Below are 15238 nucleotides of genomic sequence, written 5' to 3'. Positions count from 1 at the left end.
TGCGACGGTTTTGTGACGATGGTTGTTGGCGACCATGTCCAGCTTGCCCAAGACCGTCGCCCTGGCGGCCCTGACCGCCGTCCTCGCCGCCCCGCTCGCGCCCGCCTTCGCCGCGCCGGCCCTCGCCGCGCCGATCGAGGCGCCCAGGCCCAAGCTGGTCGTCGTGATCTCGATCGACCAGTTCGGCGCCAACCTGTTCGAGCAGTATCGCGCCGACTTCCACGGCGGCCTGGGCCGGCTGGCGCGGCAGGGGACGGTCTATCCCAGCGGCTACCAGTCGCACGGCATGACCGAGACCTGCCCCGGCCATTCCACCCTGCTGACCGGCAAGTCCCCGAACAAGACGGGCATCGTCGCCAACGACTTCTACGACCTCGCGACCGGCCAGAAGACCTATTGCCTGGCCGACCCGTCGGTGACCCTGGCCAATGACCCTTCGGGGGGCGGCCGGCTGGTCAGCCCCAAGCTGCTGATGGCCGCCACCTATGGCGACTGGCTGAAGGCGGTCTCGCCCGCGAGCCGGGTCTATGCGGTGTCGGGCAAGGACCGCGGGGCGATCAACATGGCCGGCCACCATGGCGACGGCGTGTTCTGGCTGGAGACGCGCTTCGGCATGACCACCTGGGTCGAGCCCGGCCAGGACGCCAAGGCCCGGCTGGCGCCGGTAGCCGCGTTCAACGCCAGGCTCGTCGCCGACCAGAAGGCGCACCCGTTCACCTGGACCTATGGCGACAGGCGCTGCGCGGCGCTGGAGGGCGACTACGTCACCGGCGGCCGCGCCTGGCGCTCGGCCCTGCCGCGACCCGCGCCGAAGGACGCCGCGGCGGCCACCGACGACCTGTCGGTCAGTCCCTATAGCGACCGTGTGACCCTGGACGCGGCCCAGATGCTGCGCGACCAGTTCAAGCTGGGCGACGGCCAGGCGACCGACGTCCTGGCCATCAGCCTGTCGGCCACCGACTTCATCGGCCACCGCTTCGGCACGAAGGGCCCGGAGATGTGCGACCACCTGATGCGGCTGGACGACCGGCTGGGCGTGTTCCTCGACAGCTTGGACAAGGTCAAGGGTCAGGTGCTGGTCGTTCTGGCCGCCGACCATGGCGGCTCGGACTTCCCCGAGCGCCTAGCCCAGCAGGGCTACGACGCCGGCCGCGTGCCGCCCGGCCAGTGGCTGAAGGACCTCAACGCCGCCGTGCGCGGCCAGCTGCAGCTGGCCTACGATCCCCTGGTCCAGGCCGGGGGGATCGAGTCGCTGTACGTGGTCGGGGCCGACGGCAAGGCGCCGACCGCCGGCGACCACGCCCGGGTCACCGCCGCGGCCCTGGCCATCCTGGCCAAGCGGCCGGAAGTGTTCGCGGCCTACGACGCCAACGCCCTGGTCACCGCCGCCCCGCCGCCGAAGGGCACGCCGCCGGACGAGATCAGCGTCGCCGAGCGCATGCGCCGCAGCGCCTATCCCGGCCGGGTCGGCGACATCCTGGTGGCCTTCCAGCCCTACCTGACCCCGGCCTCGGCCGGCGCGACCTACGTGGCCAGCCATGGCAGTCCCTGGAACTACGACCGCCGGGTGCCGATCCTGTTCTGGTGGAAGGGCGGGCCGGCGCGTGAACGCGTGCTGCCGATCGAGACCGTCGACATCGCCCCGACGATCGCGGCGGTGACCGGCGTGCCCATCCCGGCGGACGTGGACGGGCGCTGCCTGCCGCTGGGGGCAGGGCCTTCTTGCTAAACCCCCTCCCGCTGGGACAGGGTTAGGCTCCGGCCAATCCTGGGAGGCTGCATGTCACGACGGCTGATCGCGTCCACCGCCCTGGCGCTCCTGGCGGCCACCGCCGCCCGCGCCCAGCCGACCCAGGCCCAGCTCGACCGTCTCGCCGCCACGCTCGACGTGCGCTACCAGGTGCTCGACAATCGCCCCGGCCCCGCCGCCTGCGCGCCGGCCCTGTCCTGCCACCTGGCCGAACTGAGCCTGGCGGCGCCGCAGGCCCCGGCCGCCGGTTGGTCGCTGTACTTCAGCAGCGTCACCCCGATCCTGAGCGCCGACAACGACGCCTTCGCCCTGAGCCACATCAACGGCGACCTCTACCGCCTGGCGCCGACGGCGGCCTTCGCTGGCTTCGCGGCCGACCGCCCGATCCGCATCCCCCTGAAGCTCGAAGGCCACCAGCTGTCCGAGCTCTATCCGATGCCCAACTACTATGTGGCGGCCGACGGCGTCGCGGCGCGGACCATCGCCAGCACCCGGCCGACGGTCGATCCCGAGACTGGGCTGGAGCGCCTGCCGTTCGTCGCGCCCTTTACCGATGAGGCCCGGCTGGCGGGCGGTTCGGCGGCCGACGCGACGGTCTGGGCCACCGCCCCCAGGGTCTACGCCGTCAACGCCGCCGCCGGGATCCAGGCCCAGCCGGTCCCGCGCGCCGCCGTCCTGCCCACGCCCCTGAGGACCCGGCTGGATCCCGGGGGCGGCGACCTGGACCTGTCGCGCGGCCTGAAGGTCTCGACCAGCGGCGTTCCACGCGCCGCCCTGGCCGCGGGCCTGGCGCATCTGGCCAAGGCCGGGGCGGGCGAGGCGGCCGGCGGGGTCCCGCTGCGGATCCGGCTGGCGCCCGCCCAGAAACTGGCGGCCGGCGGCTACCAGTTGGCGATCAAGGCGGGCGGGATCGCGATCGTCGCCTCCGATCTCGAGGGCGCGGCCAACGGCCTGGCGTCGCTGGCTCAGCTGGTCGACGTCCGTCGCACGGTTCCGCTGCTGGCCATCGACGACGCCCCGCGCTTCGACTTCCGCGGCCTGCACGTCGACGTGGCCCGCAACTTCCATTCCAAGGCCGAGATCCTGGCCATCCTCGACCAGATGGCGGCCTACAAGCTGAACCGCCTGCACCTGCACCTGGCCGACGACGAGGGCTGGCGGGTCGAGATCGCCGGCCTGCCGGAACTGACCACGATCGGTTCGCGCCGCTGCCACGACCTGGCCGAGCGGACCTGCCTGCTGCCGCAGCTGGGCTCGGGGCCGGACCCGTCGACGCCGGTCAACGGCTTCTATTCCCGCGCCGACTATATCGAGATCGTCCGCGCGGCCCAGGCCCGCCACATCCAGGTGATCCCGTCGTTCGACATGCCGGGCCATTCGCGGGCGGCGATCAAGGCGATGGAGGCGAGGGCGGCCCGCCTGAGCGCCGAGGGCAAGCCGGAAGCCGAGGCGGGCCGCTACCTGCTGAGCGAGGCCGCCAACGCCTCGGTCTACAGCAGCATCCAGCACTACGACGACAACACCATCAATGTGTGCCTGGACAGCGCCTACGCCTTCCTCGGCAAGGTGGTCGACGAGATGGCCGTCCTGCACGCCGCCGCCGGCCAGCCGCTGACCCGCTACCACATCGGCGCCGACGAGACCCCTGGCGCCTGGAGCGCCTCGCCGGCCTGCGCGGCCTACGAGGCCCGGACCGGGGTCAAGCCGGCCGACCTGGGCGGCCACTTCATCGAGAAGGTCTCGGCCCTGCTGGCGACGCGGGGCGTGGTGGTGGCCGGCTGGAGCGACGGCATGAGCCACGCCAAGCCCGGCCGCATGCCGGCCAAGGTCCATTCCAACAACTGGGGCGCCCTGGCCGGCGAGGGACCCGTCAGCGCCCACACCCAGGCTAACCAGGGTTGGGAGGTGGTGATCTCCACGCCCGAGGTGCTCTATTTCGACAGCCCCCAGGCCGCCGACCCCAAGGAGCGCGGCTACGACTGGCCCTCGCGCGCCACCGACACCCGCAAGGTGTTCGACTTCATGCCCGAGAACCTGCCGGCCCACGCCGAGCTGTGGACCGACCTGAACGGCAAGGCCCAGGCCTCGAAGGACGACCATCCGCTGGAGCCGGGCGTGCGCTTCAACGGCCTGCAGGGCCAGTTGTGGAGCGAGACGATTCGCTCGGACGCCCAGGTCGACTACATGCTGTACCCGCGGATGCTGGCCCTGGCCGAGCGGGCCTGGCACGGCGCGAACTGGGAGACGCCCTACACGCCCGGCAAGGCCTACGACCCGACGACGGGGGCCTTTACGGCCCAGATGCGGGCGCGGCGCGACGCCGACTGGGCGGCCTTCGCCAACCTGCTGGGCGGGCGCGAGCTGGCCCGGCTGGACGCGGCGGGCGTGGCCTATCGCATCCCGACGGTCGGGGCGGTGGTCGAGAACGGCCGGCTGCGGGCCAATGTCGAGTTCCCCGGCCTGCCGATCGAGTACCGCGTCGATGGCGGCGCCTGGCGGCCCTACGCGCCGGATGCGGCGGTCGCCGGCAAGGTCGAGGTGCGGGCCCGTTCGGCCGACGGAAGACGGGCCGGACGGACGGTTTCCGTCCCCCAGGCGCCGCAATCCTGATCACCGCATTGCACAAAAATCATGGCGGGCGCCGTGCAAAGGGGCGCCTGGGCCCTTCAGAACGCTCGTTACGATCCCGTGACGGTCGCGGTGCTTGCGGAAATTTCAGGTTCGACGAACTGTTTGAATCGCGGCCATCGCCGTGAGTTGAGTCTGTATTCGCGTTCAACGATAAGAACACGCCTACCGGGAAACGCCACAGAGGAGAAAAACAATCGCGCTTAGATAGCGCACGAGGGGGTATAAATGAATAATCGTTCGCGAAACATCCTGTTTGCAGGGGTTTCCACCGTTAGTGTAGCTCTATCCTGTGGTGTAAATGCTTACGCGGCTGACGCGCCCGAGCCTTCGCCGGACGTGGCCGAACTCGAGGCCGTCATCGTCACGGGCACCCGCACCACCGGCATGAAGGCCGTCGACAGCCCCGCGCCGATCACCGTCCTGGGCGGCGACATCCTCAAGAAGACCGGCCAGCCGGACATGATCCAGGCCCTGGCCCAGAACGTGCCGTCGTTCAACGCCCAGGCCTTCGGCGGCGACACCGCCAACCTCACCCTGTCGGCCAAGCTGCGCGGCCTGAGCCCCAACCACGCCCTGGTGCTGGTCAACGGCAAGCGCCGGCACGGCACGGCGAACCTTGCGGTCCTGGGCGGGCCGTTCCAGGGCGGCGCCGCGGCCGACCTGAACTTCATCCCGCTGGCCTCGGTCGACCACGTCGAAGTGCTGCTGGAAGGCGCTGCGGCCCAGTATGGCACCGACGCCATCGCCGGCGTCATCAACATCATCCAGAAGAAGGCGACCACCGGAGGCGAGATCGTCCTGTCGGGCGGCAAGTATTTCGACGGCGGCGGCGACACCGGCGACTTCACCGCCAATGTCGGCTTCGCCCCGAACGACAAGTCGTACCTGAACATCACCGGCGAGACGAAATACCACGGCTTCAGCTTCCGCGGCGATTCCGACCCGCGCACGCTGAACACGCCCTACAACACCACCTCGAGTTCGAGGCTCTCGAACTATCCGCAGATCGCCACGGCCAGCGACTATCCGTACATGAACCGGATCGCCGGCGACGCGCAGTATCGCCTGAGCACCCTGGCCTACAACTTCGGCTACGAGGTGACGCCCGACATCGAACTCTACAGCTTCGGCACCTACGGCTACAAGAAGAGCCAGGCCTACGAGAACTACCGGGTGCCCAGCCTGGTCGTCGGCAAGGACGGCACCGTGGCGCGTCCGCTGGGCTTCAGCCCCAAGGAGTCGATCACCGAGCACGACTACGCCGTCACCGGCGGGGCCAGTGGCGTGCTGGCGGGCTGGAACTTCGACCTGAGCTCGACCTACGGCAAGGACGACGAATCGGTCAACGTCCTCAACTCGCTGAACCGCTCGCTGTACATCGACAGCTCGACCGCCACGACCAAGGGCTTCTCGCCGAGCAACTTCCACGCGGGCGACTTCATCGGCTCGCAATGGTCGACGACCCTGGACGTGACCCACGACTTCGACGTCGGCCTGGCCGGGCCGCTGACCTTCGCGGCCGGCGCCGAGTACCGGGAGGAAACCTACGAGATCAAGGCGGGTGACGAGGCGTCGCGCTACAAGGAAGGCTCGCAGTCCTATCCGGGCTTCTCGCTGACCGACGCGGGCAAGCACGATCGCGACAACAAGGCCGTCTATGTGAACCTGGCCGTCAAGCCGATCGAGGCCCTGCAGCTGGACGGCGCGGTGCGCTACGAAAAGTTCAGCGATTTCGGCGACACCACCGTCGCCAAGCTGACCGGCCGCTACGACTTCTCGCCGGCCTTCGCCGTGCGGGCCACGGCCAGCACCGGCTTCCGCGCCCCGACCCTGGCCGAGGAGTTCTATTCGGCCACCAACGTGTCGCCGACCTCGGCCTTCGTGCAGCTTCCGCCCAACTCGGCGGCCGCCAAGCTGGTGGGGGTCAATGGCCTGAGGCCGGAGAAGTCCGACAACTACAGCGTCGGTTTCGTGACCCACCTGGTTCCGAAGCTGACGATGACGCTCGACCTCTACGAGATCAAGATCAAGGACCGGATCGTCGGTTCGGGTTCGCTGTTCGGCTCGGGCGGCGCGATCAACTCGCCCGCGGTGCTGGCGGCGATCATCGCCAATGGCAACGTACTGGATTCGACCGTCACCCAGACCGGCATCAACATCTTCACCAACGGCCTGGACACCCGCACCAAGGGCGCCGATTTCGTGGCCACCTACAGCAGCGACTTCGATGCCTGGGGCCGTGTGGACTGGTCGCTGACCGCCAACTACACCAAGACCGAGGTCACCCGGATCGCTCCGCCGCCCTCGCAACTGGCGGCTGGCGTGTCGCTGTTCGACAGGACCGCGCTCTCCAACCTCGAGGACACCGCGCCGAAGTACCGCGTCGTGTTCGGCGAGCTCTGGTCCAAGGACAAGTGGACCGTGAACCTGAAGCAGTCGCTGTACGGACCGTCCTCGCAGTGGGCCAGCCGCACCGGCGCGACCTACTACCAGACCCAGATCAAGGCGGCGGTGCTGGTCGATCTCGACGTCAGCTACCAGGCCCTCGACTCGGTCAAGCTCAGCATCGGGGCCAACAACCTGCTCAACAAGTACCCCGACCGCGTGAACGGCGGCCTGAAGGACGACTTCTTCCGGGCCAACAGCAACGGCTACGTCACCAAGTATCCGAGCTTCTCGCCGTTCGGCATCAACGGCGGCTACTACTACGGCAAGATCAGCTACAGCTTCTGATCCGCCGCAACCCCAGACCAAGGAAAAGCCGGGCTCGCGCCCGGCTTTTCTGCGTTTTCGTCAACGACGTCTCTCGGCGGATTTTCCGGCGGCGAAATCTTGATTCCCGGCGTGAAATTTCAGGTCGCCCGCTCTCCGCACAGGCCGCGCAGCGGGCGCCCAAGGGGGCGGCGCCAGTGCGTTTTCTCATAAGACGGACGAGTTTTTCGCATTGTTGTTGAACAGGCTTGGTCTGACATAGCCAAAGCGATCGTCTGGTTCGCAGGCGCCTTTCGCGACAACGAAATCGGGGATGGGTATGGGTGATCAATCGACGGCCGCGCCGTTGGGCGGGGCCGGCGGCGTACTGACGCGGCGGCGTTTTTTCGAGAGTCTGGCGGCCTTTGGCGGGGTGTCCCTGGCCATGGCCGGCATGGACGCCCTGGGTTTCGGATTCGCCTCGGCCCAGGCCGCGCCACCCAAGCTGGAGGGCGACGCCAAGGGAACCAAGGTCGTGGTGCTGGGCGCGGGCCTGGCCGGCATGACCGCCGCCTATGAACTGACCAAGGCCGGCTACCAGGTGCAGATCATCGAGGCCAGGTCCTTCGCTGGCGGCCGCTGCCAGACGGCCCGCAAGGGCTTCCAGCACACCGACCTGGTCGGCAACAGCCAGACCTGCGAGTTCGACGAGGGGCTCTACATCAACCACGGCCCGTGGCGCATCCCCTACCACCACCGCTCGACCCTGCACTACACCAAGCTGTTCGGGGTGCCGCTGGAGAGCTTCGTCAACGACAACGACGCGGCCTATGTCTATTTCGAGAAGGGCGACGGGCCGCTGGCCGGCAAGCCGATCCGCAAGGGCCAGATCGCCGCCGACGCCCGCGGCTACGCCGCCGAGATGATCGCCAAGGCCGCCTCCAAGGGCCAGCTCGACGCGCCCCTGACGCCGGCGGACCGCGACCTGTTCGTGGCCTACATGATCAATGAAGGGCGGCTGTCGCCGACCGACCTGGCCTATACGGGCACGGAAGGGCGCGGCTTCGAGGTCCACCCCGGCGCCGGCGTGAATCCCGGCCCCGGCAAGCCTTCCACGCCCTATAGCCTCAGCGACGTGCTGCACTCCAAGGCCTGGCGGGTGCTGAGCTCGGTGGCCGGCTATGAGCAACAGCGCACCATGCTGCAGCCGGTCGGCGGCATGGACCAGATCGCCAAGGGCTTCGAAAGGCACGTCGGGACGCTGATCCGCTATTCCTGCGTGGTCGACAAGATCAAGCAGGGCCCCAAGGGGGTGGTCGTCACCTATACCGACAAGTTCGGCGAGCAGGACACCATCACCGCCGACTACTGCGTCTGCACCATCCCGCTCAGCGTGCTCAAGAACATCGACGCCGACTTCTCCAAGCCGTTCAAGGCGGCGATGTCCGGCGTGGCCTATGCGCCGGTCAACAAGATCGGCCTGCAGATGAAGACCCGGTTCTGGGAGGAGAACCACCACATCTACGGCGGTCACATCTACAACGACATGCCCGGGATCAACACCATCACCCTGCCGTCCACCGGCTGGCAGGGCCAGAAGGGCGTGCTGCTGGGCTTCTACGCGTTCGGCGGCGAGGCGGCCAAGATCAGCGCCAAGAGCCCGGCCGATCGCGCGGCCTTCGCCGTGGCCGCCGGCCAGAAGGTGTTTCCCGAATACGCCGAGAACTTCGAGAACGCCTTCTCGTTCTGCTGGCACCTGGCCGAGTTCAATCTGGGCGGCTGGGCCGAATGGGGCGAGGAGGGGCGCAGGGACGCCTATCCCGTCCTGTGCGAGCCCGACGGCCGCGTCTACCTGGCCGGCGAGCACCTGACCTATCTCGGCGGCTGGCAGGCCGGAGCCATCGAGTCGGCCTGGCAGCAGATCGGCAAGCTGCACGCCCGCGTGCTCCAGGCGTGAAGTCGCGCTATGGCTGTTCCAAGGTTCTCTGGGGAGTTTTCATGAGTCGTTCGATCACCTTCCTTGTCCGCCTCGCCGGGGGCCTGCTGGCCGCGGGCGCGGTCTCGGTCGCCGCCCACGCGGCCACGCCTTCGGCCCTGTTCAACGACAACTGCTCGGCCTGCCACCAGACCACCGGCAAGGGCGTCAAGGGCGCCTTCCCGGCCCTGGCCGGCGATCCGTTCGTGCAGGGCGACCCCGCCCCGATGATGGCCACGGTCCTGGCCGGAAGGGCGGGCATGCCGGCGTTCAAGGACGACCTCAGCGATCTCGAGCTGGCCTCGGTGCTGACCTATGTCCGCACCTCGTGGGGCAACAAGGGCAAGCCGGTCAGCGCCTCCGACGTCGCCGCCGCCCGCGCCAAGCTCAAGACCGCCAAGAAGCCCGCCAGCCTGCAGGCCCACTAGTCGCGGGCCCGCCCGCTGTCCCTGAATTTCGCTCGAAACCTCGCAAACGAACACTCCAAGGAGACGACCATGAAGCGCCTGATCCTCGCCGCCGTTCTGGCCACGGCCGGCCTCGCCGCCGGCGCGGCCAACGCCCAGGACATCGTCCGGGGCGGCGCGCCGACCTCGCCGATCGCCAGCGTGGTCACCGTGCCCGCCGGCTACGACACCATCTATGTCAGCGGCATGACCCCGCCGTCGCTCGACCCCAAGGGCGACACGGCCCTGACCGCCACCTTCGGCGACACCAAGACCCAGACGATGGGCGTGCTCAAGCGCATCGAGGAGGCCCTCAAGAGCCAGGGCGCGACCATGGGCGACGTGGTGATGATGCGCGTCCTGCTGGTCGGCGACCCGGCCAAGGGCGGCAAGATGGACTTCATGGGCATGATGGAAGCCTACAAGACCTTCTTCGGCACCGCCGAACAGCCCAACAAGCCCTCGCGCATCACCAGCCAGGTCTCGGGACTGGTCGCCGGCGGCATGCTGGTCGAGATCGAGGTCCAGGCGGCGCGGAAGCCGAAGTAGCATTCCGACACCTTCTCCCCTTGCGGGAGAAGGTGTCGGCGAAGCCGACGGATGAGGGGTCGATAAGCGGTCGCCGATGGGCGGGGCGCAGATCGGTCTGTGCGACCCCTCATCCGACCTCCTCCGGAGGCCACCTTCTCCCGCAAGGGGAGAAGGATCAGGGCGAGACCTTTCGCCACGCGTGAAGTTGCCCTCTGTTAATCCTGCCTAACGGGCTGTTAACCATGACGGACGATGGTGCGAGTCACCGTCAGCCCCCTCGCGTGCGCGCGTATCTGTAGAGGCCATCCGATGAGCGGAGCCGAAGTCCTGGATGTCGGCCGCGACGCGATCTGGCTGACCCTGCAGCTCTGCGCGCCGATCCTGATCGTCGGCCTGGTGGTCGGCGTGGCCATCGGCCTGTTCCAGGCCCTGACCCAGATCCAGGAGGCCACCCTGGTCTATGCGCCCAAGATCGTGGCCATCTTCGTGGCGCTGCTGCTGTTCCTGCCGCTGATGGGCGCGCTGATGTCCGGCTTCATGAAGCAGATCGCCGCCAAGATCGCCGGAATGTAGGGAGCAGGGGGCTTGGACAGCTTCGCCACCGTCCTGCAGGTCTATGCCGGCGGCCTGGTCTTCGCCCGGATCGGCGCGATGGTCATGCTGATGCCCGGCGTCGGCGAAACGGTTGTGCCGCCGCGCATCCGCCTGTCGTTCGCCGTGCTGATGGCCCTGCTGCTGGCTCCCCTGGTCTCAAAATCGATCGTCACCGTGCCCAGCAGCGTCGGCGCCATGAGCGGCGCGGTGCTGCACGAGGTTCTGGTCGGGCTGATGATCGGGGCGGTGCTGAAGCTGTTCGTCAGCTCGCTGACCACGGCCGGCGAGATCATCTCGATCCAGACCACCCTGTCCTTCGCCCAGACCGCCAACCCGGCCGGCGCCCCCAGCAGCACGGCCGTGGCCACCTTCCTGTCGATGCTGGGCCTGGTGTTGATCATGGTCACCGACCTGCACCACCTGTTCATCGGCGCGATGGTCAAGTCGTACGACCTGTTCCCGTTCAGCCGTCCCGTGCCGGTGGGCGACGCCGCCGAACTGGCTGTCCGCACGGTGGCGGACTCGTTCAAGCTGGGCCTGCAGCTGGCGGCCCCGGTCCTGGTGTTCTCGATCGTCTTCAACCTGGCGACCGGCCTGGTCGGCCGGGTGATGCCGTCGTTCCAGATCTTCTTCGTCACCTCGCCGCTCAGCGTCATCCTGGGCCTCTCCCTGCTGGGCCTCTCGCTCGGCGGCATCGCCATGGTGTGGACCGATCGCTATCGGGACCTGCTGGCGGTGTTCAACTAGGGGGACGCCATGGCCGACGAGCAGGACGATGCGTCAAAGACAGAAGAACCAACAGCCAAGAAGCTGTCGGACGCGCGCGCCAAGGGCGACGTCCCGAAATCCGCCGACATCTCGCAGCTGGCCTCGCTGTCCGGGGCGTTCGGCGTCGTGGTCATCGCCGGCGGCTGGCTGACCCGCGACATGGTCAACTCCCTGACCCCGTTCCTGGCCCATGCCGGGACCATGGACGTCGAGGGCGGCATCCGCGCCATCGCCAAGACCGCGGTCATGGCCGCCCTGCCGGCGGTGATCCTGGTGATGGTGGTCTCGGGCCTGCTGGGCGCGGCCGCCAACGTGGCCCAGTCCGGCTTCATCCTGTCGGCCGACAAGATCAAGCCGGACCTCAAGAAGCTGGACCTGATCAAGGGCTTCCAGCGGGTCTTCGGTCCCGACGGCTTCGTGCAGTTCGCCAAGTCGGCCCTGAAGTTCGTGGTCACCGGGATCATCGCCTGGTTCGTGGTCAAGCCCGACGCGGCCCAGATCACCACCCTGGTCGGCATGGACGTGGCGGCGATCATCCCGTTATCCATGAAGCTGTGCATGAAGCTGTTCTGGATGGTGCTGATCTTCCTGATCGCCACCGCCGGCTTCGACTGGTTCTGGCAGCGGCTGCGCTTCAACAAGCGCATGCGGATGAGCCTCCAGGACGTCAAGGACGAGATGAAGCAGTCCGAGGGCGACCCGCATATCAAGGGCAAGCAGAAGCAGCTGCGCATGCAGCGCTCGCGCCAGCGGATGATGGCGGCCGTGCCCAAGGCGACGGTCGTCGTCATGAACCCGACCCACTACGCCGTGGCGCTGAAGTACGAGCAGGGCGAGACCGCCGCGCCGATCTGCGTGGCCAAGGGCGTCGACGACCTGGCCCTGAAGATCCGCGCCGTGGCCGAGGAGGCCGGCGTCTACGTGCTGGAGGACCCGCCCCTGGCCCGCGCTCTCTACGCCGCCATGGATATCGACGAGCAGATCCCGGCCGAGCATTTCGAGGCCGTGGCCAAGGTCATCGGCTTCGTGATGAGCAACAAGCAGGCCAAGAAGCGCGCCTGGGCGGACTGAGCGCCTCAGGAGAATCGCATGGCGTGGAGATAGCGCGCTAGCTCCCGCTGATGCCTTCCCCAGTGGAAATACATCAGGTTCAGGTACCAATAGGCATCTTGCGTGCCCACGACATCGAAGCGCCAAGCAACCTCGCGCAGGTCGATGACGATATCCGCTAGGTCGTCGATAGCGTCACCGACGACGAAGTCGCCTTCAAGCGAGAACGGGTCCGCAGAGCCATAGAGACCAAGATCAGGGAAACGCTCGGCCAGGGTCCGATAGATTTGAGTGTAGTCGGCCTCAGGGGGCTTGTCGTGCGTACCCGCCGCTTCGCCCTCGGGCGCGTCGTGATAGGCTACAGCCAGCCTGTCCAAGGCTTTGGACAACTCGCCAAGGGACGGCGGGTCATCGTGGGTCACAAGGTTCAAGAAGGTCCGGACGGCGACCATTGTTGGATCAGGGGTCATTGCTTTGATCCTAGGGCGACCCAACTCGAACGCCAATCGCCTGGATTAGAGGAGCGCGCACCACATTTCCGTCACGGAATCGGGAATCGATGACGGATCGCGCTCCGAGGGTGGTTAAAGGGTATCCTACCCGCGAATCGATGGGCCTGGACGCCCAGCAAGGCTGAAGAAGGATTTCGGTCCCCCATGACCGAGACGCCCATGAAAGACTTTGGCGCGACGGATTCCGCCGGCGCCGCAAAGCGTCGCCCGGACCTGCTGATCTGGGGCGCGGCCATATTCCTGGTCCTGGCCGCGGTGTTCGCCGCCGCCCCCGCCCTTCGGGCCGGCCCGGCCACCCTGGCGGGCCTGCTGCTGCTGGGCGGCGTCGCCGGCGTGGCGATCCTGGGCCTGGTGGCCATCCGCGCCTCGACCGCGGTCGGCGATCCCGAGTCCGAGGGGGCCGAGGCCTTCGTCGAGGCCCTGTCCGAACCGGCCGCCGTCACGGCCGCCGACGGCCGCCTGCTGGCCGCCAACACCGCCTGGATCCAGGCCGTGGGCGACGCCCGCCGCCTGCCCAGGGGCGCGGCCGGGGCCCGCCTGTTCGCCGCCCTGGTCAAGGCCCGCGACGGCCAGCGGTCCGAGGGTACGCTGGTCATCGCGGGACAGGAGCGTCGCGCCGAGGCCGCCCGCCTGCGCGGCGGCCGCCTGCTGGTCCGCCTGCCGGCCGTGGTCGAGAAGGAGGTCTTCGTTCCGACCGCCGCCCCGCCTTCGGTGGTCGCCCAGTCCGCCCCGGCCCCACGCACCCTGGACGCCTTCTCCGGCGCCTCGCCGTTCGGCGCGGCCCTGCTGGAGGGGCTGGACCCGTTCAATTCCCGCATTCTGGAGGCCAATCCGGCCCTGGCCGCCATGACCGGCGCCGTGCCGTCCGGCACGCTGTTCGGCGCCCTGATCGACCCGCCGTCGCGCACCGAGGCCGAAACCCGCCTGGCCGAGGGCAAGAGCGGCCCGTTCGAGGTGCGCCTGGCCCGCGACCCGGCCCGGATCGCCCATCTCTATCTCTACCGCGCCGACGGGCGGTTGGTGGCCTATCTGATCGACGTATCCGAGCAGAAGCAGATGGAGCTGCAGCTGGCCCAGGCCCAGAAGATGCAGGCCATCGGCCAGCTGGCCGGCGGCGTGGCCCACGACTTCAACAACCTGCTGACCGCCATCCAGCTGCGCCTGGACGAACTGCTGCACCGCCACCCGGTGGGGGACCCCTCGTACGAGGGCCTCAACGAGATCCGCCAGACCGGCGTGCGCGCCGCCGACCTGGTCCGCAAGCTGCTGGCCTTCAGCCGCAAGCAGACCGTGCAGCGCGAGGTGCTGGAGCTGGGCGAGCTGATCAGCGAGTTCGAGGTCCTGCTGCGCCGCCTGCTGCGCGAGGACGTCAAGCTGGTCACCGACTACGGCCGCGACCTGCCGCAGGTGCGGGCCGACAAGAGCCAGCTCGAGACCGCCGTGATGAACCTGGCCGTCAACGCCCGCGACGCGGTGCGGGCGGCCAAGGGCGGCGGCGTGGTGCGGATCCGCACGGCTCGCCTGACCCAGGACGAGGCCCAGAGCCTGGGCTTCCCCGGCGCCGAGGGCGACCAGGCGTTCATCGAGGTCAGCGACGACGGCCCCGGCATCCCGCCCGAGGTGATGGGCAAGATCTTCGACCCGTTCTTCACCACCAAGCCGGTGGGCGAGGGCACGGGCCTGGGCCTGGCCACGGTCTACGGCATCGTCAAGCAGAGCGACGGCTGGATCCACGTCCACAGCCGTCCGGGCGAGGGCGCGGCCTTCCGCATCTTCCTGCCGGTCTACGAGGCCACGCCGGCCCAGCAGGCCGCAGCGGCCGCCGCCCTGGCGGTCGCCGAACCGGCCAAGCCGCGCCCGCCGCGCGACCTCTCCGGCGCGGGCCGCATCCTGTTCGTCGAGGACGAGGACGCCGTGCGCGGCGTAGCCGCCCGCCTGCTCCGCGCCCGCGGCTACGAGGTGCTGGAGGCCAGCGACGGCGAGGAGGCCTTGATCATCGCCGAGGAGCACGCCGGCACGATCGACCTGCTGATCAGCGACGTGATCATGCCCGGCATCGACGGCCCGACCCTGCTGAAGAAGGCGCGCGGCTATCTGGGCAACGCGCCGGTGATGTTCATCAGCGGCTATGCCGAGGCCGAGTTCAGCGACCTGCTGGAAGGCGAGACCGGCGTGACCTTCCTGCCCAAGCCGATCGACATCAAGACCCTGGCCGAACGGGTGAAGCAGCAGCTGCAGGCGGCTTAGGGGCGCTCTGTTCTGAATTCCTCATCCTGAGGTGCGCGCCTCG

11 protein-coding genes are annotated in these 15238 nt (G+C 68.6%); 10 read left to right on the top strand and 1 reads right to left on the bottom strand.

The window, feature by feature from the left end:
• Nucleotides 1-34 precede the first annotated feature (34 nt).
• The 9 genes from phoY to flhB all read left to right on the top strand — a co-directional run bounded on the left by phoY (nt 35) and on the right by flhB (nt 12457).
• The gene (gene phoY / locus AC07NX_RS09420) at nt 35-1729 is read left to right on the top strand and encodes an alkaline phosphatase PhoY (protein WP_494641193.1); all 1695 of its coding nucleotides are present in this window, start codon (nt 35-37) and stop codon (nt 1727-1729) included.
• A 51-nt stretch (nt 1730-1780) separates the two neighbouring features.
• Nucleotides 1781-4360, top strand: a complete 2580-nt coding sequence (locus tag AC07NX_RS09415; protein WP_494641191.1) for a beta-N-acetylhexosaminidase — start codon at nt 1781-1783, stop codon at nt 4358-4360.
• Nucleotides 4361-4717: 357 nt separating this feature from the next.
• Nucleotides 4718-7114 (top strand): TonB-dependent receptor plug domain-containing protein, encoded by a 2397-nt coding sequence (locus tag AC07NX_RS09410; protein ID WP_494641189.1) that lies wholly within the window; start codon nt 4718-4720, stop codon nt 7112-7114.
• 298 nt (nt 7115-7412) lie between these two features.
• A complete protein-coding gene (locus AC07NX_RS09405) occupies nt 7413-9029 on the top strand; it encodes a flavin monoamine oxidase family protein (RefSeq protein WP_494641187.1) in 1617 nt (538 codons plus the stop codon).
• A 41-nt stretch (nt 9030-9070) separates the two neighbouring features.
• Nucleotides 9071-9475, top strand: a complete 405-nt coding sequence (locus AC07NX_RS09400; RefSeq protein ID WP_494641185.1) for a c-type cytochrome — start codon at nt 9071-9073, stop codon at nt 9473-9475.
• A 69-nt stretch (nt 9476-9544) separates the two neighbouring features.
• Nucleotides 9545-10042, top strand: a complete 498-nt coding sequence (locus AC07NX_RS09395) for a RidA family protein (protein ID WP_494641183.1) — start codon at nt 9545-9547, stop codon at nt 10040-10042.
• Between the two features lie 291 nt (nt 10043-10333).
• The gene (fliQ, locus tag AC07NX_RS09390; RefSeq protein WP_494641181.1) at nt 10334-10597 is read left to right on the top strand and encodes a flagellar biosynthesis protein FliQ; all 264 of its coding nucleotides are present in this window, start codon (nt 10334-10336) and stop codon (nt 10595-10597) included.
• A gap of 12 nt (nt 10598-10609) precedes the next feature.
• Nucleotides 10610-11365: a flagellar biosynthetic protein FliR gene (gene fliR, locus AC07NX_RS09385; RefSeq protein WP_494641179.1), complete on the top strand. Its 756-nt coding sequence runs from the start codon at nt 10610-10612 to the stop codon at nt 11363-11365.
• A 9-nt stretch (nt 11366-11374) separates the two neighbouring features.
• Nucleotides 11375-12457 carry a flagellar biosynthesis protein FlhB gene (flhB, locus tag AC07NX_RS09380; RefSeq protein ID WP_494641177.1) on the top strand — a complete coding sequence of 361 codons (1083 nt, stop codon included), beginning with the start codon at nt 11375-11377 and terminating at the stop codon, nt 12455-12457.
• Between the two features lie 5 nt (nt 12458-12462).
• On the opposite strand, the gene AC07NX_RS09375 is transcribed toward flhB, so the two are convergent.
• Nucleotides 12463-12906: a DUF5063 domain-containing protein gene (locus AC07NX_RS09375; protein WP_494641175.1), complete on the bottom strand. Its 444-nt coding sequence runs from the start codon at nt 12904-12906 to the stop codon at nt 12463-12465.
• Nucleotides 12907-13092: 186 nt separating this feature from the next.
• Between AC07NX_RS09375 and cckA the strand changes: the two genes are divergently transcribed.
• Nucleotides 13093-15195, top strand: a complete 2103-nt coding sequence (cckA, locus tag AC07NX_RS09370; RefSeq protein ID WP_494641173.1) for a cell cycle histidine kinase CckA — start codon at nt 13093-13095, stop codon at nt 15193-15195.
• Nucleotides 15196-15238: the final 43 nt, after the last annotated feature.

It is taken from the genome of Caulobacter sp. GW821-FHT09A05 (assembly GCF_059418465.1).
The sequence above is the reverse complement of the archived record's forward strand: the minus strand, read 5'-3'. Positions and strand labels throughout refer to the sequence as shown.